Below are 18425 nucleotides of genomic sequence, written 5' to 3'. Positions count from 1 at the left end.
CATGATCGGCGACAAGGATCTTATTTCCATCCAGCAGGCTCGCATCCTTGCTGAAAACGCGGCTGACGCTCAGACGCGGCTTTCCGCCATGCCTCAGGAATCACTGGACACGGTGGTGGAAGCCATGGCTGAAGCCGCCGCCGCTGAGGCCCAGTCGCTTGCCGTCATGAGCCACGAAGAAACCGGATGCGGCGTGTGGCAGGACAAAATGGCCAAAAACCTTTTTGCCTGCCGCCGCGTCATCCAGAGCGTGCGGGGCATGCGCTGCGTGGGCAGGCTGCCCCAGAGCGCCGATGCCGCGCCAAACGTGTTTGAAGTGGGTGTGCCCGTGGGCGTTATAGCCGCCCTCAGCCCCTGCACCAACCCGGTTTCCACCACCATCTGTAATGTGCTTGCGGCGGTCAAGGCGGGCAATTCCATTGTGGTTTGCCCCCACCAGCACGCCGTGGAATGCACCAGCCGCGTGGTGGCGGCCATGTCTGCCGCCGGTCAGGCCCACGGCCTGCCCGAAGGTTCTGTGACCTGCCTGACCATGGTCGCCGACAGCGGCATTGAAGAACTCATGCGCCACCGTCTTGTGGCTCTGGTTCTGGTAACCGGCAGGGACAGCATGCTTGAAGCGGCGCGCCACAGCGGCAAGCCCTTCATCTACGGCGGCATGGGCAACGGCCCGGCCTTTATTGAAGCCACTGCCGACATTTGCAAGGCCGTGGACGACATCCTTGCCAGCAAGAGTTTTGACAACGGGCTGGCCCCCTCTGCCGAGCAGTGCGTCATTGTGGACGGCAAGATCGAGCCGCAGGCGCGTCGGGCATTTGAGGCGGGCGGAGCCTGTTTTATCAACGAGGCGCAGGCCCAGGCCCTGAGCGAAACCATGTTTCACCCCAATGGCCGCCGCAACCGCGCCATGCTGGGGCAATCGGCAACAGTGCTGGCCGAAAAGGCGGGCATTGCCGTGCCGCAGGGTACGCGTGTGCTGCTGGTTGAACGCCGCTACGTGGACCCCGCCGACCCCTTTATCAGGGAACTGCTGGCCCCTGTGCTTGCCTATTATGTTGAACCGGACTGGCGGCATGCCTGCGAAAAATGCCTCGAACTTCTGCTGCGCGAGGGTCACGCCCAAACCATGACCATCCACAGCCAGGATGAAGAAATCATCCAGCAGTTCGCGCTCAAAAAGCCCGTGGCCCGCATGCTGGTCAACACGCCTGCCGCTTTTGGCGGCATGGGCCTTACCACCGACCTTTTCCCTTCCATGACGCAGGGCAGTGGTCTGGCCGGGCACGGATTCAGCTCCGACAACATTTCACCAATGAATCTCATTTATCGGCGCAAGGTAGGTTACGGCGTTCGCGGCTTCTCGTTCAGGGAACAGCAGAGCGACCAGGCCGACCCCGTTTCAGACGCACTGCGGCGCGTTTTGCGCAAGGCTCTCAATGAATTGAACAGGTGATGCGGAACAAGCCCCGGCAGCAGCCGGAGCCGCCATCGCAAACCATGGAGGAATCAACGTGGATCTTCATGATTTTACTCAAAAGATAGCAGAAGTCACCAAAAGCCTGACGCCCGAAGAGCGCGAAACGCTGCGCAAGATATTTGCCACGTCTTCCGGCTCGGCTGTTACCCTCACGCCCACTGCCCCCGCGCAGCATTCCGGCCCCAAGGCTGGCGTGTCTGACGGCGTCAACGTGCCTGACGGCCCTACCGAGCGCCATCTCAAGCTCAAGACCAACTATCTTTTGCAGATGCCGCGCATCACCATTCACCGTGCGCGCGCCATTACCAAGATTGACAGCGAAAACCCCGGCATGCCGCGCATTCTGCTGCGCGCCAAGGCTTTCCGCTACTGCTGCGAAACCGCGCCCCTGGTCATTCAGGATAATGAACTCATCGTGGGCGCACCCAACGGCGCGCCGCGCGCTGGCGCGTTTTCGCCCGATATTTCCTGGCGCTGGCTGCGCGACGAGCTGGACACCATCGGCTCCCGCCCGCAGGACCCCTTCTATCTTGCTGAAGAAGACAAGAAAGTTCTGCGCGAAGAAATCTTCCCCTACTGGGAAGGCAAGTCCGTGGACGAATACTGCGAAGCCCAGTACCGCGAAGCCGGTCTGTGGGAACTTTCGGGCGAATCCTACGTGTCCGACTGCTCGTACCACGCCCTCAACGGCGGCGGCGACTCCAACCCCGGCTATGACGTCATCCTGATGAAAAAAGGCATGCTGGACATTCAGCATGAAGCGCAGGAACACCTGACGCACCTGGATTACGCCAATCCCGAAGATATCGACAAAATCTACTTCTACAAGTCGGTTATCGAAACGACCGAAGGCGTCATGTGCTATGCAAAGCGCATGTCCGAATACGCCGCCCAGCTTGCGGAAAAAGAACACGATCCCAAGCGCAAGGCCGAACTGCTCAAGATTTCCGAAGTCAACGCCCGCGTTCCCGCACATGCTCCCACCACCTTCTGGGAGGCCATTCAGGCTGTGTGGACCGTGGAATCCCTGCTGGTGGTTGAAGAAAACCAGACCGGCATGTCCATTGGCCGCGTTGACCAGTACATGTACCCCCTCTACAAGGCCGACATCGAAGCGGGTCGCATGACCCCCTGCGAGGCATTTGATCTCGCTGGCTGCATGCTGATCAAGATGTCTGAAATGATGTGGCTCACCAGCGAGGGCAGCTCCAAGTTCTTTGCTGGCTACCAGCCCTTCGTGAACATGTGCGTGGGCGGCGTTACCCGCGAGGGCCGCGACGCCACCAACGAGCTGACCTATCTGCTTATGGACGCGGTGCGCCACGTGCGTATTTACCAGCCCTCGCTGGCAACCCGCGTGCACAACTCCTCGCCGCAGGAATACCTCAAGAAGATCGTGGCCGTCATCCGTTCCGGCATGGGCTTCCCCGCCGTGCACTTTGACGACACCCACATCAAGATGATGCTGGCCAAGGGCGTGAGCATTGAAGACGCCCGCGACTACTGCCTCATGGGCTGCGTGGAACCGCAGAAATCTGGCCGCCTCTACCAGTGGACCTCCACTGCATACACCCAGTGGCCCATCTGCATCGAACTGGTGCTCAACCACGGCGTGCCGCTGTGGTATGGCAAACAAGTCTGCCCCGACTCCGGCGACCTGAGCCAGTTTGACACCTACGAAAAATTCGAGGCCGCGGTGAAGGAGCAGATTCGCTACATCACCAAGTGGTCCAGCGTCGCCACGGTCATTTCCCAGCGCGTGCACCGCGACTTTGCGCCCAAGCCGCTCATGTCCATCATGTACGAAGGCTGCATGGAACACGGCTGCGACGTGGCCTCCGGCGGCGCCATGTACAACTTCGGCCCCGGCGTGGTCTGGAGCGGTCTTGCCACCTATGTGGACTCCATGGCCGCCATCAAGAAGCTTGTGTACGAAGACAAGAAGTACACGCTCGAATACCTGAACGAAGCCCTCAAGGCCGACTTCAAGGGCTACGATGCCGTGCTGGCAGACTGCCTTGCCGCGCCCAAGTACGGCAACGACGACGACTACGCCGACAACATCGCCGCCGACCTCGTGTCGTTCACCGAGCAGGAGCACCGCAAGTACCGCACGCTCTACTCCATCCTGAGCCACGGCACCCTGTCCATCTCCAACAACACGCCCTTCGGCCAGTTGCTTGGCGCATCCGCCAACGGCCGCAGCGCATGGCAGCCCCTTTCCGACGGCATCAGCCCCACCCAGGGCGCGGACGTCAAAGGCCCCACCGCCATCATCAAGAGCGTGTCCAAGATGTCCAACGACAACATGAACATCGGCATGGTGCACAACTTCAAGCTCATGTCCGGTCTGCTGGATACCCCCGAAGGCGAACAGGGCGTCATCACCCTCATCCGCACGGCCAGCATCCTGGGCAACGGCGAAATGCAGTTCAACTACCTGGATAACCAGACCCTGCTTGATGCGCAGAAGAACCCCAAGGACTTCCGCGATCTGGTTGTGCGCGTGGCTGGCTACAGCGCCTTCTTCATCGAGCTGTGCAAGGACGTTCAGGACGAAATCATCAGCAGAACCGTGCTGCGCCACTTCTAGGCCGCCCGGTACTTACGGCAACACAAGCGTAACGGCATACGGCAGGGGAAAAGCACCGTGATCGAAAGAAAAGCCATCGTTTTCAACATACAGAAATACAATATGTATGACGGTCCGGGCATACGCACCATCGTTTTCTTCAAGGGCTGCGCCCTTCGCTGCAAATGGTGCTCAAACCCCGAAAGCCAGCGTCGGCGCTGTGATGTGCTGTACAAAAAAGACCTTTGTATCTCCTGCGGCGCGTGCGTGCCCGTCTGCCCCTCAGGCATTCACGCGCTCGCAGGAGAGCAAGGCCAGCATACCGTCAACAGGGAGCTTGACTGCATCGCCTGCGGGCGCTGCGTCAAGGCCTGCCCCCAGGGGGCGCTGGCCATCGCGGGCGAATGCAAGGGCATTTCTGAACTGCTGGAAGTGGTGGAACAGGACTGGCCTTTTTACCAGAGCTCCGGCGGGGGCGTTACCGTAGGCGGCGGCGAGCCAATGCTCCAGCCGGAAGCCGTGGCAAACCTGCTCCTGGCCTGTAAGCACAAGGGCATCAACACCGCCATGGAAACGTGCGGCTATGCCCGCCCTGAAGTTGTGCGCCAGCTTGCCGAAGTGGTTGATCTCTTCCTCTTCGACATCAAGCACATGAATCCGGAAAAGCACTACGCCCTCACGGGCGTGCGCAACGAGACCATACTGGCGAACCTGAGCTGGCTGCTTGAAAACGGCAGCAACGTGCGCATCCGCATGCCCCTGCTGAAGGGATACAACGACGATGCGGAAGAACTGCACGCCGTGGGAAAATTTCTGTATAATTACAAAGGTATGAAAAACCTGAAGGGTGTTGATCTGCTCCCCTACCACAAGATGGGCGTCGGCAAGTACGCCCAGCTCGACATGGAATATCCCATCAAGGACAACCCTGTGCTTGATGACCGGGATATGGCGACCATGGAAAGCATTTTACGTGGCTATGACCTCGATGTGAAGACCATCAGGCATTAACGCAGACAATTACGGACAAACCCGCGCCGCGCCCTTGCGCAGTGAAGGAGAAAAAGCATGCTGGCATTAGGACTTGTGGAAACGAGGGGCTTGATAGGAGCCATTGAGGCTGCCGACGCCATGCTCAAGGCAGCAGACGTGCGCCTGCTCGAAAAGTCCCTTGCTTCCGGCGGGCTTGTGACCATCACCATTGCGGGCGAGGTGGCTGCCGTGCAGTCCTCCGTGGACGCAGCCACGGCCTCCATTGCGCGCATTGAAGGCGCGGAGTGCGTTTCGCGGCATGTCATCCCCCGCCCCGATGCGGAGCTTGAACATATTTTGCTGTTGCAACCGCGCAGCATTGAGATTGAGGCGGCGGCCCCGGCAGAGGCCGCACAGGAAGGCCAGACAAGCATGACTGACCCCGCCGACAAGGCGAAGCCCGCCACGCAGGCCGCGCCCCCGAGCAAGGAAAAACTCGCGGGCATGAGCATAAACAAACTTCGGCAGTTGGCCAGAGACCTTCAGGTTCCGCTCACGCGCGGACAGATTGTCTCCTCCGACAAGAAAACGCTGATAGACGCCATTTGCCGGGCGGCTCTGAAGGAAAAGGAGTAAAAAATGGTCGATAAGGATTTGCTCTCCATTCAGGAGGTGCGCGCACTGGTTCGCGCTGCGCGCAAGGCGCAGCCGGAATTCGCACAGATGAGCCAGGAACGTGTGGACGCCGTGATCAAGGCCGTTTCCGAAGCCACCGCTGCCCAGGCTGAAACGCTGGGCACAATGGCTGCGGAAGAAACCGGCTTTGGCAAGCCGCAGGACAAAAAGACCAAGAACCTGCTTGCCAGCGAAAAGGTCTATGCCTGCATTCGCGACATGAAGACCGTGGGCATTCTTTCCACCAACAACGAGACCAAGGTTGTGGAAGTGGCCGTGCCCGTGGGTGTGATTGCGGGTATTGTGCCCTCCACCAACCCCACGTCCACCACCATCTACAAGTCGCTCATCTCGCTCAAGTCGGGCAATGCCATTGTGTTTACGCCGCACCCCAGCGCCCGCAAGTGCATTGCCAAGACGGTGGAAATCATTCAGGGCGCGCTGCGCAGCTGCAACGTGTCGCCCGATCTGGTGAGCTGCATTACCATTCCCACCATTGAAGGCACCAACGAACTGATGAAGATCTGCGATCTCATCCTTGCCACGGGCGGCCCCGGCATGGTCAAGGCCGCGTACAGCTCCGGCACGCCCGCACTGGGAGTGGGCGCTGGCAACACGCCCGCCTTCATTGAACGCACCGCTGATATCGAAAGCGCCGTGACCAAGATCATGAGCAGCAAAACTTTCGACAACGGCACCATCTGCGCCTCCGAGCAGTCCATCGTCACCGAATCCTGCATCGCCGCCAAGGTGCGCGCCACGCTGGAAGCCCAGGGAGCCTACTTCCTCCAGGGCGAAAAGCTGGAAAAGGTCAAGAACGTCATGGAACGCGGCAATGGCAGCATGAACCCCGCCATTGTGGGCCGCGACGCCCAGACCATCGCACGCATCGCCGGCATCGACGTACCCCAGGGTACGCGCCTGCTCGTTTCGGACGAAAAGGGCGTTGGCCACAAGTATCCTTTCTCCAAGGAAAAGCTCACGGCCCTGCTCGGCTTTTACGTGGTGGAAGACTGGCATGAAGCCTGCGAACTGTGCACCGCCCTGCTGCACAACTGCGGCGCGGGCCACACCCTTGCCATCCACTCCAACAACGAAGAAATCATCCGCGAATTCGGCCTCAAAAAGCCTGTTTCGCGCATCATGGTCAACACGCCCGCCACGCAGGGCGCGGTGGGCCTCAGCACCGGGCTGTTCCCCTCGTTCACCCTGGGCTGCGGGGCCGTTGGCGGCAGTGCCACTTCCGACAACGTCACGCCCATGAACCTGATCAACATCCGCCGTGTGGCCTATGACCTTAACTCCCAGTGCTGCTGCTCCGGCAACGGGCACGGCGCGGACAGCCATGCTGCCCCTGCCTCCTCCTGCTGCTCCGGCAGCGGTCATGGCACGTCTGCCCCGGCTGCCAGCGCTGGCAACATTGATATCAACGCCGTCACCGAACTGATTGTGGCCGAGCTGAAGAAGGTTCTTTAGCAGCAGCTACACCGGGCTGGCCAGTGCCCGCCCAATGTAACCGTAACAGCCCGTTATTGCGGAATGCCCCCAACGGCATGACCCGCTCAGGGGCACAACAACATACGCAAATAACGCAAGGAGAATAGCTATGACCGCTTCCGCCAACGCTCTGGGCATGATCGAAACCCGTGGTCTTGTGGGCGCCATTGAAGCCGCCGATGCCATGGTGAAAGCCGCCAACGTAACCCTTATTGGCCGTAGCCAGGTGGGTTCCGGCCTTGTCACCGTGATGGTGCGCGGCGATGTGGGCGCTGTTAAGGCCGCCACTGACGCCGGTGCCGCCGCTGCCAAAAAGGTGGGCGAACTCGTGAGCGTGCACGTGATCCCCCGCCCCCACAGCGAAGTGGAAATGATTCTGCCCAAGCGCGAAGCCTAGTCTTTGCCGTATCTGGCCCCCCGGCGCACACTGACGGGCAGCGCGCTGCACGCGAGCAGCGCCGGGGGAGCCACAGGCAGAACGCCTCTACGGAAACGGCGCGGTGTTGCCCATAAAAACGCCCGCCAAAGGAATTTGAGCCTGCGGCCCGATTCCCGCGTATTTACAAGGCGGTTGCCCAATGCGCAGCCGTTGCATGCTGGAGCCAAGATGAACGAACAAGCGATCAAGGACATTGTGACAGATGTTGTGCGCAAGGTGCTGACAGAGCAGTGCGCCAGCAGCGACAGGGAAGAAACCATGAACGCCGGGCCCATCCCGGTGGAGATTTCCGCCCGTCACGTCCACCTGAGCGTCGAAGATGCGCTGTCGCTGTACGGTGAGGCCCTGCGACCCGAAAGGCCGCTCTCGCAGCCGGGACAATTTTTGTGCGTTGAACGTGTGCGGCTGATCGGCCCCAAGGGCGTCATGGACAAGGTGGCCGTTCTCGGCCCCGCCCGCAGCGTTTCGCAGATAGAGCTTTCCAAGACCGATGCCCGCATTCTGGGCATCAATCCTCCGGTGCGCCAGAGCGGCGACACCAAGGACACCCCTGGCATCGTGCTTGCATCCACCACGGGTATTGTGGGCCTGGAATCGGGCGTGATTGTTGCCGCCCGCCACATCCACATGCACACCGATGATGCCGAACGCTTCGGCCTCAAGGACAAGGACAAGGTCGCCGTGCGTCTTGATACGGAACGGCCCATGATTCTTGAAGACGTGCTGGTGCGCGTGAGCGACTCCTTCAAACTTGCCATGCACATTGATGCGGACGAAGGCAACAGCGCAGGCTGGAAGCCCGGCGTCACCGGCGTCATCGTGCGGCGCTCAAGGGGCTGATATGGACTTTGCCGCAGCGGACAAACTGATCGCCACGCTTGACCAGTGCCGGGAAAATCCCCGCAAGGTCAGCCCCACGGAACCCCTTTATGTGGGCGTAGACCTTGGCACCGCGTACATTGTGGTGGTTGTGGTCAACGCCAAACGCGAGCCTGTGGCCTGTGCCATGCGCTTTGCCCAGGTGGTGCGTGACGGTCTGGTGGTGGACTACGCGGGCGGCGCGCGCATTGTGCGCGAGCTGACCGAAGAGCTGGAAGAACGCCTTGGCCGCAAGCTTGAAAATGCCGCCATCGCCGTTCCGCCCGGCACCAGCGAGCGCGACTGCGCAACCCATCGCCATGTGGCGGAGGCCGCTGGCTACCGCGTTACCGCCCTGCTTGACGAACCCACTGCGGCCAACAGCGTTTTGCAGGTGCGCGACGGCGCCATCGTGGATATCGGCGGCGGCACCACCGGCATTGCCCTGTTGCAGGACGACAAGGTTGTGTACGTGGCGGACGAACCCACGGGCGGAACGCACGTTTCACTTGTGCTGGCGGGTAATTACGACATTCCTTTTGACGAAGCTGAAGACCTGAAAAAGGACGCGAGCCGCCACAAGGAACTTCTGCCCGTGGTGCGCCCCGTGATTGAAAAGATGGCGGCCATCATCAGGAAGCACATTCAGGGGCGCAAGGTTTCGGCCCTGTACCTTGTGGGCGGCACCTGCTGCCTCGCTGATATGGAATCCATCATCCAGAAAGACACCGGCGTGCCCACATTCAAGCCCGCCAATCCTTTTCTGGTGACGCCGCTGGGCATAGCCCTCAACTGCACAGACTAGAGCATTTTGCTTTTACGAATATAATTCAAAGCCTTAAATGATTATAGGAGCGCGGCCTATGCCCGTGGAACTGAACACACTTATTACCGCCGTGGTGCGGGCCGTGCTGGATCAGCTTGATACCAGGCCCGCATCCGTGGCTCAGGTGCTGGCCCCCAGGGACGAAGCCCTCGCCCGCCAGGTGGAAAAGCGCCTCGGCAGCGCCATGCAGGTGTGCTTTCAGGGGCAGAGCGCCGGGCAGGAACCGGTCCTCTACATCCTGCCTGAGCTTTCCTGCCCGGATATGGCGGATCTGGCGCTTGGGCGCGGCTCAAGCCTTGCCCAGCGCGAAGTGCTTGACCTGCTCTTGCAGGGCAAACAGGTGCGCACCCTTGGCTTTGCTTACCGCGCACACGCCGCCACTGCCCCGGACGCGCTTTTGCGCCTGTATGAAGAATATGAAGCGCGGCTTGCGGCCTTTGGCCTGACGGAACTCGTCGAGGCCGCGCCGGAGGCGTCGCGCACGCGCGATTGTCTTATAACCGCAAACCATGTGGCCGAGGCCGCCGCAACGGGCGCGCGCACCCTGCGTGCTCCCCAAGGGGCCGTTGTAACACCGCTGGCGCAGGATGCGGCGGTGGAACGCAACATGACCATTCTGAAAGATCTGTAGGTGTCGCATGCTGATAGGCATTGTCGTCGGTAACGTATGGGCCACGCGAAAGGAAGATTCCCTCAACGGGCTCAAGCTCATGGTGGTACAGCGCCTTGACCTCGCCCACAACAGGCTGGCCGAAAGTTTTGTGGCGGTGGACTGCGTGGGAGCCGGTATTGGCGAACGCGTGCTTATCACCACCGGCAGCCCGGCCCGCAAGGCTCTGTACAATCAGGAATCCCCTGTTGATGCAGCCATTGTGGGCATTCTGGATCAGGAAGAAATGATGGGCAAAAGCCCGGAGAGCGAATAGCTCATGGATACGCTGGGCATTGTGGACAGCCGCAGCATAGCCGCTGGGGCGGAGCTGGCCGACATCATGCTCAAGGCCGCTCCGGTCACGCTGGTGCGCGCTTCCGTTGTGTGCGCAGGGCGCTTTCTCATCCTTGTGGGGGGAGACAGAGAGGCGGTAGACGCCTCGGTGCAAGCCGCCAGAGCAACGGAAGCGCGCCTTGCGGGCAGCTATGTTGTTTCCAATGTGTCCAGCCAGGTACTCAATGTTCTGCGACGCATGCCCGCTGAAATCGGCGGCGCGGCCCTGGGCGTTGTTGAATGCCGCAACGCGGCAGACAGCGTCATAGCGGCAGACAAGGCCGTCAAGCAGGCGGAGGTGTCGCTCATGCGCATGGTTCTTGGCCAGGGCATTAGCGGCAAGTCATACTTTGTGCTGACAGGCGATGTGGCCGCCGTGCGTGAAGCCGCAGCCGCAGCCGCTGACGTGCTGGGCAACAACCTGATGCGTATGGTGGTCATTCCCCAGCCCGACCCGGAAGTGGTCAACGCGCTGGCGGGCACGGCGCGGCGTAGCGCCAATGACGCCCAACAATAACCCGCGCCTGCGGAACGAACGAGGCACATATGGGAAAAACGCTGATAACCATTGATAATCTTGATCAGTTCATCCACAGCAACAAGCTTGTGATGGACTCCGCAAAGATTCTGACCCCCGGCGCGCGCGATGAACTTTGCAAGCGCGGCGTCCAGATAAGCTACGACGAGGCCGCCGCCCACCACTGCGGCCACGGCGAATGCGCGCAACACGCGCATGACGGACATGACGAACACTGCGATGAGCTGCTCATCGGCGTGGCCGCCATCATCAAACAGCACTATGGCATCACCGACCCCGACGAACTGCGGAAGGTGACGCTGGAAACCGTGGCAGTGATCGGCAAGAGCCTTCACGCTTAAGCCTCTGCCGCGCATACGCAAACATAAAAGGAGATTACAATGGCTATAATGACTGACGCTCTCGGCATGGTTGAAACCCGTGGTCTTGTTGGCGCTGTGGAAGCTGCCGATGCCATGGTCAAGGCTGCCAACGTGACCCTCATCGGTCGCGAACAGGTGGGTTCCGGTCTGGTGACCGTGATGGTGCGCGGCGATGTGGGCGCTGTTAAGGCCGCCACCGATGCGGGCGCTGCCGCTGCCTCGCGCGTGGGCGAACTTGTGAGCGTGCACGTTATCCCCCGCCCCCATGAAGAAGTGGAAATGATTCTGCCCAAGTGCAAGTAAAGCCTGAAGCCGGGCTATGTGATTGCGGCGGGTGCGGTTAGGGCAGTTTACGAAAGAAATGGGGTAACTGCTCTGCAGGGGTTTTCCTGAAAATCCTTGCCACGAAATGCGAGCAGGCAGGCTTTGCCTGTCGCAAGCGAACATTTCAGGAGTGAAATGCTCTGGCGGCCCGCTTTGCGATAATTCCAGTGAGAGGACATCATGGGAAAACCAATTGTTGACGCCATTCGCGCGGCTGGCGTGGTAGGTGCGGGCGGCGCAGGCCTGCCCACGCACGTCAAGGCCGACGCCGCCGCGCAGACGGTGCTGGTCAACGGGGCTTCGTGCGAACCGCTGCTGATGAGCGATCCGTATCTGATGGAAACACAGGTGGACACTCTGGTGCGCGGCCTCGAGGCCATGATGGATTGCACAGGGGCCGGGCGTGGCGTCATCTGCCTCAAGGGCAAACACGCCCACGCCATGCAGAGTGTACGCGAAGGCGTTGCCCGCCTTGGCAAGGGCCGCATCGAGGCCTTTGAACTGGGCGACTTCTACCCCGCTGGCGACGAGCAGGTGATGGTCTATGAAGTGCTTGGCGGCATTGTGCCCGAGCGCGGCATTCCTTTGCAGATCGGCGCAGTGGTAAGCAATGTGGAATCGCTCTGCAATGTGGCCCACGCGCTGGACGGCAAACCTGTGACCCACCGCTACCTCACCGTGGGGTGCGAGGTGCGCAAGCCCATGGTGGTGCGCGTGCCGGTGGGTACGCGTGTTGCCGAGGTGCTGCAATTTGCGGGCGGGCCGACCATTGACGAATACCGCGTGGTGGACGGCGGCCCCATGATGGGCCGCGTGCTGCCCGATACGGATCAGCCCGTCACCAAAACCACAAGCGGCCTCCTTGTACTGCCGCCCGACCACAACGTGGTGTGCCGCAAGGTCATGGACCCGCACACGGTCAAACGCCTTACCAACACCATTTGCTGTCAGTGCTCGCAGTGTACCGATCTTTGCCCCCGGCAGTTGCTTGGTCACAGCCTGCACCCGCACCGGCTTATGCGCGTGCTTGACGGGCAGGCCGTGGATTCGCCCATTGCGCGCGAGGCCCTGCTCTGCTCCGAATGCGGCATCTGCGAAAAGTTCGCCTGCCCCATGGGCCTTTCGCCCAGGGAAGTGAACGCGCAGCTCAAAAAGGAACTCATGGCCGCCGGGGTCAAGTGGGAAAACAGGGGCGAACCCCTTGTGGCCTCGCGTTTCCGCGACGAGCGCAGGATTCCCACCAGCCGCCTTGTAAGCAGGCTTGGCCTTGCGGGTTATGAAGCGCACCCGCACTTTGCAGGCGACTACACGCCTTCGGAAGTGCGTATTCCCCTGCGCCAGCACATAGGCGCGCCCGCTCTTGCCGTGGTGCATGCGGGCGATCACGTCAAAACAGGCGACCTCATCGGTGAAATTCCCGAAGGGGCCATGGGTGCGCGCGTACACGCCAGCATTGACGGCGTGGTCACTGCCGTTGAAAACGGCATCATAACCATCAAGGCGTGAGGCAACAGGTGAGCGGCATGAAATTACGCACTATTGGCTGTGTGGAACTGAACAGCATCGGCGTGGGCATTCAGACGGCGGACGAAATGGTCAAAGCCGCCAATGTGGAGCTGGTTATCTCCCGCCCCACCTGCCCTGGCCGTTATCTTGTGGTCATCACCGGCGATACCGGAGCCGTGACCAGCTCCGTGCAGACCGGGTTGCACCTGGGCGCGGATCTGGTGGTGGATTCCTTTATCATCCCCAACGTGCACGAAAGCGTCATCCCAGCCATGAACGGCACCGCCATCAGGGAAAAGATCAACGCTCTCGGCATTATTGAAACATATACCGCAGCCTCCTGCGTGCTGGCGGCGGATGCCGCAGCCAAGGCTGGCGATGTGCACCTTGTGGAACTGCGCCTTTCTGCGGGCCTGGGCGGCAAAGCCTTTGTGCTCATGACGGGCGAGGTCAGCGCCGTGCAGTCATCCGTGGACGCTGGTGCGGCCAACGTGACGGACGGCGGCCCGGTGGTCAGCAAGATTGTGATACCCTCGCCCAGCGACGATCTCAAAAAGCAGTTGCTCTAGAAGCAGATGAACTTTGAAATGTGAAGCATTCCAAAGTTGAAATGCTCTAACCAGTTTACTCTCGGGCAACCCCTTGCGCGGGGAGCCAGACTCCCCGCGCGCCCATCAACATTCCCTCAAGCAAACAGGCAGCCGCACCATGGAAGAAGCGAAACAGCGCGTCATACAGGAGTATGTGCCCGGCAGGCAGATCACTCTGGCGCACCTTATCGCCAGCCCCCAGCGCGACATTCCCCTCAAGCTCGGCCTTGACGAAAGCGCAACGGACGCCATCGGCATACTCACCATCACGCCCAGCGAAGGCGTGATCATTGCCGCAGATATCGCCACCAAGGCCGCCGATGTGCAGATCGGCTTTCTGGACAGGTTTGGCGGCTCCCTGCTGCTCACCGGCGATGTGGCCAGCGTCGAAGCCGGGCTGCGTGAAGTGCTGCGCTATTTTGGCGATGTGCTCCACTACGCCCTGACAGATTGCACCCGGTCATAGGTCTGCCGTGCGCCGTATTATGCTTATGGGCGAACGGGGGGTGGGCAGACGCACCGTTGCCCGCCTGCTTGGCTGCACCGTACCGGATCTGCGGCGTACCATGGCCGTGGAATATGCCGGAGAATTTGTTTTTCCCCCGCCGGAATTTCTGGAAAACCGCCGTTTTTACTGCGCCCTGATTACCCTGGCCACGGAATGCGCGGCCATTCTTTTTGTGCAGGACGCCACCCGCCCAACCTCCGCCTTCCCGCCGGGTTTTGCCCGCATATTCAACCGCACCGTCGTTGGCGTCATCAGCAAGACAGACATGGACGCAGCCAACACGGAACGCGCAAGGCGCTTTCTGCACAGCGCAGGGACAACGCAAATCGTTGCGCTGAGCTCCGTAACCCTCGCTGGCGTAAACGAACTGCGCGCAGCCCTGCCCCTCAAAGCCTGATCCCTTTCAGGCACGGGCCGTCGCAACATATACGGTCAGGTCAGGCCATCCCCCCATCAACCATTCCCCAGAATCTGCATCAATTCAGTCAATATCCATGCGGAGGTTCATTTCTCCAGCATGAGCCCTCCACGCGTACGTACCATACCCGCGCCCCTGATTTGTATTCCATGGCTTTCGTATAAAAAGCAAAAAGAGTTCTATACACATTTTGTTATCAAATGATGCAAGATAGCAGTGTTCAATCAATGATGTGCCAAAAACTTTATGTATTGCATAAAAAAATTTTACATATTGCAACTTTACTATCATGATGTTCATGGCATGATCTTGCCTGTTTTCGGGAGTCTATTCACTTTAAAATTTTTTTGTGCTAACTACTCAAAAATATGCTTATTTTCAGCGCTATTTTAGAAAATCGCCAATGCTAACCAATAAAGTATTTTTTTATGTTTAAAAAAATTATCCATAAATAATACTATTATCGCTTTTCAGCTTATTCATTGCTTGACCAGTGAGTGCAATTTTCAAATTCATGGGTATAATAACATAAAAAATTTGCATTATAGAGTCTGCATCTCCTTCAGGCCAGGGTGCGGCTTTGGCCTGATCATCACCGATGAAAAATGAAAAAAAACGCATGAAATCAAAACATGGCATAATCATTTACTAAAACATGCCGAAAGGCTCTGCGTTGCTGCGGCATTCCCCTGCGCAAGGGTATAGGGTTTCCGCACTGATTCACGATTCATGGTTTACGTTTTTTGAAGTGACAAAGTCTCCGCTCCTCACTGGCGCTCCTGGCTGGCTGCAAAAACAACCATCAAAGAGAACGTGATAATGCTGTATTTATTTAAAAAATGTTTACTTTCAGCCTTATTTTTAGCATTTATTCAGCTATTTTTTGTTCAGGCAGGCAATGCAGACAACACTAAAACCTACATTGGTTCTAAAAACTGCGCTCCATGCCATGAAGAGCAGTACAATTCTTTTATCAAGCATTCCAAAAAAGCCCATTCATGGAATTCTATAGCCATCATGAAGCCCAAGCTCAAGGAGCACGAGCTTCAAAAATGCTACGAATGTCACACCACTGGCTACAACAAGGGCGGATTCAAAAGCATAGAAACAACGCCCGAGCTGGCCGATGTTGGTTGCGAAACCTGCCACGGGCCAGGCAGCGAACATGCGGAAAATCAGGACCCTCAATCCATCAGCAGAAAGCCTGCCGTGGAAACCTGCACGGCATGCCATAATTCCGAGCGGATTCAGGATTTCAAATTCAAGCCACTGATCTTTTCCGGCGCGCACTAGCTCGGGGGTAGCAATGCTTTTATCCAGATCGCTTAATTTCAAAATTACTGTATCCATTGTCACTATTACTTTTCTCGTCATAAGCTGCATAATGACCCTGGAATATGCCGGGGTTAAAAAGCTTATGACTGATGAAATCCGCTCCAGCGCGCATATGGAAACAGGGCTGATCTATATGGGCATTGAAAAGCCCATGATCGTGGGCGACAACAAGGGAACAGCCGACGAATTCAGCAAGATCAAAAGCAAATTCGGGCATATTACCGCTTACATGACCTCCTACGCGGGCAATATCACTTACAGTACGGACGACACCACCCTGCGCAAGGATTTTGCAGCGGTTGAAGCGGACAAGGAGCTGGCGGGCCTGCATGTGCGCGGCCTCAAACAGCCCATTGAGGAAGCCATTTTTATTGACCAGAACGGTAAAAAAATTCTGGGCAGCGTTTTTTCCATAGCCAACCAGCGCAGGTGCTATCACTGCCACGGCGAATCTGAACCAATCCTCGGCCAGCTGGTGATGAAACTTGACGTCACCAACGCCTGGACCGCCATGGAAAACCAGTTGCTGCGCTCGTCCATCATGGGGGCTGTGGGCCTGCTGGCTCTCATTGCCTTTACGGTGCTGGCGATCCGCCATTTTCTCATTCGCCGGATTTCGCGGCTTGTTGCCAATGCCGGGCAGGTAGCCGCAGGCAACCTTGCCGTGGAGTTTGACCAGCAGGGTAAGGACGAACTTGCCACGCTTTCCACCGACATTGGCAAAATGGTGGCGCAACTCAAAGACAAGCTTGGCTTTTCAGAAGGCGTGCTCAACGGCATTGCCGCCCCCTGCCTGATCATTGGCGCGGACAAAAAAATTCTCTGGCTTAACCAGCACCTGTGCGACCTGCTGGAAAAAACCGCAAAGCCCCAGAGTTTTCTCGGTCTGACATCGGGCAAATTTTTGTGGAATGACGAAAATCGCGAAACCACCGCAGTGCGCGCCGTGCTGCACCGCAAAAAATTTGTGGCCGAGCGTGAACTCCCAACGGAAAAAGGCAACCTGCGCTATGTCACGGTGACTGCCACGCCCTTTTTTGACATGGATAATACTCTCATGGGGTCGGTGACTTTCTGGAACGACATTACCGAAATCAGAAAAAATCAGCGCCAGATTGAAAAGAACGGCGCCATGGTCGCCAGGGTGGCGGAAAATGCAGGCGAAATTGCCACCCACCTTGCCCATATATCCGACCAATTGCTGGAACGCATCGGCCATACCAGCGAAGGCACAGCCAACCAGCAAAACAGGATACGCGAAACCGCCACCGCCATCGAAGCCATGAACGCCTCCATAGTGGATGTGGCGCGCAACGCTGGCGATGCCTCGGGCAATGCTGATCAGGCCCGGCAGCGCGCCCAGAGCGGCCAGAAGATCACCGACCAGTCCATTGAGGCCATAGCCGATGTACGCAAGCACACCACAACCATGAGCACGGGGCTGCACGATCTTGGCAGCAAGGCGCAGGACGTGGGCAAAATCCTTGGCATCATCAGCGATATTGCCGACCAGACAAACCTGCTGGCCCTTAACGCCGCCATTGAAGCCGCCCGCGCTGGCGAGGCAGGGCGCGGATTTGCCGTGGTTGCCGATGAAGTGCGCAAACTGGCGGAAAAAACCATGCAAGCCACCATGGAAGTCTCTTCCGCCGTCAAGGGCATTCAGGACAGCGCCCAGAGCAATATTGCGCTGATGGACGAAACTGACGCCAGCGTACAGCAGGGTGTGGAGCTTGTGACGCAGGCGGGTGAAGCCTTGCAGGAAATTGTCACCCAGGTCATGCAGACCGCCGACATGATCGGCATAATCGCCACTACGGCTGAAAAGCAGTCCGCCGCTTCTGAAGAAATCAACGGCAACATCGGCACGGTTGATTCCATTGCGCTGGATATTTCCAACGCCATGACGGAGCTTGGCGTCACCGCCCGCGAGGTGGCCCAGATGGCCGCCGACCTGCGCGAGACCATTGCCTCCATGAGCAATGGGAACGGCAACGGGCACAGCGGTTCCTAGAAAGGTACAACCGCTGCCCATTGACCCGGCGCACCACAGGCCCAGATACATCAATTCATTAAAAGCTGCGGCGAACGTTTGTTTGCCGCAGCTTTTTTTCGTCCTCTTGACACTGATCAATTAATGTTGAAATATCATTTTATGGAAAGCAAAACTGCCGCCAACATCTTTGAAGCCCTGTCATCCGAGGTACGCCTCGACCTGTTCAGACTGCTGGTCAAAAATGCCCCGCAGGGGCTGGTGGCTGGAGAAATCGCCCGTCAGCTGGATATTCCCTCCACCAACCTCTCCTTTCACCTCAAGGCCGTTGTGCACAGCGGTCTGGTGACGGTTGAAAAGGAGGGGCGATTTATGCGCTACAAGGCCAGCATCCCCCTGATGCTTGAGGTGATCGCCTACCTCACGTCAGAATGCTGCTCCGCCAACCCCGGTGAGTGCCGGAAGTTCCGGGCAGCAAGCAGCGTATTGCCAGGCATCCTCCCGAAATTATAAATAAAAGGGCCCTGCCTTTTTTTAGCTTCAACATGTC

Annotated in this window: 20 protein-coding genes; all 20 read left to right on the top strand. The window is 58.6% G+C overall.

Annotation, left to right across the window (positions count from 1 at the left end):
• Nucleotide 1 precedes the first annotated feature (1 nt).
• The 20 genes from NE637_RS04020 to NE637_RS03925 all read left to right on the top strand — a co-directional run bounded on the left by NE637_RS04020 (nucleotide 2) and on the right by NE637_RS03925 (nucleotide 18388).
• Nucleotides 2-1453, top strand: a complete 1452-nt coding sequence (locus tag NE637_RS04020; RefSeq protein WP_227117575.1) for an aldehyde dehydrogenase family protein — start codon at nucleotides 2-4, stop codon at nucleotides 1451-1453.
• 58 nt (nucleotides 1454-1511) lie between these two features.
• Entirely contained in the window at nucleotides 1512-4070 is a 2559-nt protein-coding gene (gene cutC, locus NE637_RS04015) for a choline trimethylamine-lyase (protein ID WP_227117577.1), read from the top strand.
• Nucleotides 4071-4127: 57 nt separating this feature from the next.
• Nucleotides 4128-5060, top strand: coding sequence for a choline TMA-lyase-activating enzyme (gene cutD, locus NE637_RS04010; protein WP_227117579.1), 933 nt, complete (start codon nucleotides 4128-4130; stop codon nucleotides 5058-5060).
• A 57-nt stretch (nucleotides 5061-5117) separates the two neighbouring features.
• Nucleotides 5118-5657 (top strand): BMC domain-containing protein, encoded by a 540-nt coding sequence (locus tag NE637_RS15765; RefSeq protein ID WP_215647778.1) that lies wholly within the window; start codon nucleotides 5118-5120, stop codon nucleotides 5655-5657.
• Nucleotides 5658-5660: 3 nt separating this feature from the next.
• Nucleotides 5661-7172 (top strand): acetaldehyde dehydrogenase (acetylating), encoded by a 1512-nt coding sequence (locus NE637_RS04000; protein ID WP_227117580.1) that lies wholly within the window; start codon nucleotides 5661-5663, stop codon nucleotides 7170-7172.
• Between the two features lie 130 nt (nucleotides 7173-7302).
• The gene (locus NE637_RS03995; RefSeq protein WP_022658528.1) at nucleotides 7303-7590 is read left to right on the top strand and encodes a BMC domain-containing protein; all 288 of its coding nucleotides are present in this window, start codon (nucleotides 7303-7305) and stop codon (nucleotides 7588-7590) included.
• Nucleotides 7591-7800: 210 nt separating this feature from the next.
• Nucleotides 7801-8472, top strand: coding sequence for a phosphate propanoyltransferase (locus NE637_RS03990; protein WP_192111450.1), 672 nt, complete (start codon nucleotides 7801-7803; stop codon nucleotides 8470-8472).
• 1 nt (nucleotide 8473) lies between these two features.
• Nucleotides 8474-9295: an ethanolamine utilization protein EutJ gene (gene eutJ, locus NE637_RS03985; RefSeq protein WP_227117581.1), complete on the top strand. Its 822-nt coding sequence runs from the start codon at nucleotides 8474-8476 to the stop codon at nucleotides 9293-9295.
• Between the two features lie 58 nt (nucleotides 9296-9353).
• The gene (locus NE637_RS03980) at nucleotides 9354-9947 is read left to right on the top strand and encodes a hypothetical protein (protein ID WP_227117583.1); all 594 of its coding nucleotides are present in this window, start codon (nucleotides 9354-9356) and stop codon (nucleotides 9945-9947) included.
• 7 nt (nucleotides 9948-9954) lie between these two features.
• On the top strand, nucleotides 9955-10242 hold the full coding sequence (locus NE637_RS03975) for a EutN/CcmL family microcompartment protein (protein ID WP_022658524.1): 288 nt from the start codon (nucleotides 9955-9957) through the stop codon (nucleotides 10240-10242).
• A gap of 3 nt (nucleotides 10243-10245) precedes the next feature.
• Nucleotides 10246-10818, top strand: a complete 573-nt coding sequence (locus tag NE637_RS03970) for a BMC domain-containing protein (RefSeq protein ID WP_227117584.1) — start codon at nucleotides 10246-10248, stop codon at nucleotides 10816-10818.
• Between the two features lie 29 nt (nucleotides 10819-10847).
• Complete coding sequence (locus NE637_RS03965; RefSeq protein ID WP_215647772.1) at nucleotides 10848-11180, top strand: hypothetical protein; 333 nt, start codon at nucleotides 10848-10850, stop codon at nucleotides 11178-11180.
• A gap of 45 nt (nucleotides 11181-11225) precedes the next feature.
• Nucleotides 11226-11504 (top strand): BMC domain-containing protein, encoded by a 279-nt coding sequence (locus NE637_RS03960; RefSeq protein ID WP_108702565.1) that lies wholly within the window; start codon nucleotides 11226-11228, stop codon nucleotides 11502-11504.
• A 201-nt stretch (nucleotides 11505-11705) separates the two neighbouring features.
• Nucleotides 11706-13031 carry a 4Fe-4S dicluster domain-containing protein gene (locus NE637_RS03955; protein ID WP_227117586.1) on the top strand — a complete coding sequence of 442 codons (1326 nt, stop codon included), beginning with the start codon at nucleotides 11706-11708 and terminating at the stop codon, nucleotides 13029-13031.
• A 17-nt stretch (nucleotides 13032-13048) separates the two neighbouring features.
• Nucleotides 13049-13600 (top strand): BMC domain-containing protein, encoded by a 552-nt coding sequence (locus tag NE637_RS03950; protein WP_192111444.1) that lies wholly within the window; start codon nucleotides 13049-13051, stop codon nucleotides 13598-13600.
• 139 nt (nucleotides 13601-13739) lie between these two features.
• A complete protein-coding gene (locus tag NE637_RS03945) occupies nucleotides 13740-14087 on the top strand; it encodes a BMC domain-containing protein (protein WP_192111443.1) in 348 nt (115 codons plus the stop codon).
• A gap of 7 nt (nucleotides 14088-14094) precedes the next feature.
• Nucleotides 14095-14526 carry a EutP/PduV family microcompartment system protein gene (locus NE637_RS03940; RefSeq protein WP_227117588.1) on the top strand — a complete coding sequence of 144 codons (432 nt, stop codon included), beginning with the start codon at nucleotides 14095-14097 and terminating at the stop codon, nucleotides 14524-14526.
• Nucleotides 14527-15366: 840 nt separating this feature from the next.
• Complete coding sequence (locus NE637_RS03935) at nucleotides 15367-15840, top strand: cytochrome c family protein (protein WP_256267584.1); 474 nt, start codon at nucleotides 15367-15369, stop codon at nucleotides 15838-15840.
• Nucleotides 15841-15931: 91 nt separating this feature from the next.
• Nucleotides 15932-17896 carry a methyl-accepting chemotaxis protein gene (locus tag NE637_RS03930; protein WP_227117590.1) on the top strand — a complete coding sequence of 655 codons (1965 nt, stop codon included), beginning with the start codon at nucleotides 15932-15934 and terminating at the stop codon, nucleotides 17894-17896.
• A 141-nt stretch (nucleotides 17897-18037) separates the two neighbouring features.
• Nucleotides 18038-18388, top strand: a complete 351-nt coding sequence (locus tag NE637_RS03925; RefSeq protein WP_192111440.1) for an ArsR/SmtB family transcription factor — start codon at nucleotides 18038-18040, stop codon at nucleotides 18386-18388.
• The last annotated feature ends 37 nt before the right edge of the window (nucleotides 18389-18425 follow it).

The sequence above is a fragment of the Desulfovibrio desulfuricans genome (genome assembly GCF_024460775.1).
In the GTDB taxonomy this organism is placed as follows: domain Bacteria; phylum Desulfobacterota; class Desulfovibrionia; order Desulfovibrionales; family Desulfovibrionaceae; genus Desulfovibrio; species Desulfovibrio desulfuricans_E.
The sequence above is the reverse complement of the archived record's forward strand: the minus strand, read 5'-3'. Positions and strand labels throughout refer to the sequence as shown.

Excerpts from the sequence above, each read along its gene's own strand:
- NE637_RS04020 (WP_227117575.1), top strand. The coding sequence starts at position 2 with ATGATCGGCGACAAGGATCTTATTTCCATCCAGCAGGCTCGCATCCTT.
- NE637_RS15765 (WP_215647778.1), top strand. The coding sequence starts at position 5,118 with ATGCTGGCATTAGGACTTGTGGAAACGAGGGGCTTGATAGGAGCCATT.
- NE637_RS04000 (WP_227117580.1), top strand. The coding sequence starts at position 5,661 with ATGGTCGATAAGGATTTGCTCTCCATTCAGGAGGTGCGCGCACTGGTT.
- NE637_RS03995 (WP_022658528.1), top strand. The coding sequence starts at position 7,303 with ATGACCGCTTCCGCCAACGCTCTGGGCATGATCGAAACCCGTGGTCTT.
- NE637_RS03990 (WP_192111450.1), top strand. The coding sequence starts at position 7,801 with ATGAACGAACAAGCGATCAAGGACATTGTGACAGATGTTGTGCGCAAG.
- eutJ (WP_227117581.1), top strand. The coding sequence starts at position 8,474 with ATGGACTTTGCCGCAGCGGACAAACTGATCGCCACGCTTGACCAGTGC.
- NE637_RS03980 (WP_227117583.1), top strand. The coding sequence starts at position 9,354 with ATGCCCGTGGAACTGAACACACTTATTACCGCCGTGGTGCGGGCCGTG.
- NE637_RS03975 (WP_022658524.1), top strand. The coding sequence starts at position 9,955 with ATGCTGATAGGCATTGTCGTCGGTAACGTATGGGCCACGCGAAAGGAA.
- NE637_RS03970 (WP_227117584.1), top strand. The coding sequence starts at position 10,246 with ATGGATACGCTGGGCATTGTGGACAGCCGCAGCATAGCCGCTGGGGCG.
- NE637_RS03965 (WP_215647772.1), top strand. The coding sequence starts at position 10,848 with ATGGGAAAAACGCTGATAACCATTGATAATCTTGATCAGTTCATCCAC.
- NE637_RS03955 (WP_227117586.1), top strand. The coding sequence starts at position 11,706 with ATGGGAAAACCAATTGTTGACGCCATTCGCGCGGCTGGCGTGGTAGGT.
- NE637_RS03950 (WP_192111444.1), top strand. The coding sequence starts at position 13,049 with ATGAAATTACGCACTATTGGCTGTGTGGAACTGAACAGCATCGGCGTG.
- NE637_RS03945 (WP_192111443.1), top strand. The coding sequence starts at position 13,740 with ATGGAAGAAGCGAAACAGCGCGTCATACAGGAGTATGTGCCCGGCAGG.
- NE637_RS03935 (WP_256267584.1), top strand. The coding sequence starts at position 15,367 with ATGCTGTATTTATTTAAAAAATGTTTACTTTCAGCCTTATTTTTAGCA.
- NE637_RS03930 (WP_227117590.1), top strand. The coding sequence starts at position 15,932 with ATGACCCTGGAATATGCCGGGGTTAAAAAGCTTATGACTGATGAAATC.
- NE637_RS03925 (WP_192111440.1), top strand. The coding sequence starts at position 18,038 with ATGGAAAGCAAAACTGCCGCCAACATCTTTGAAGCCCTGTCATCCGAG.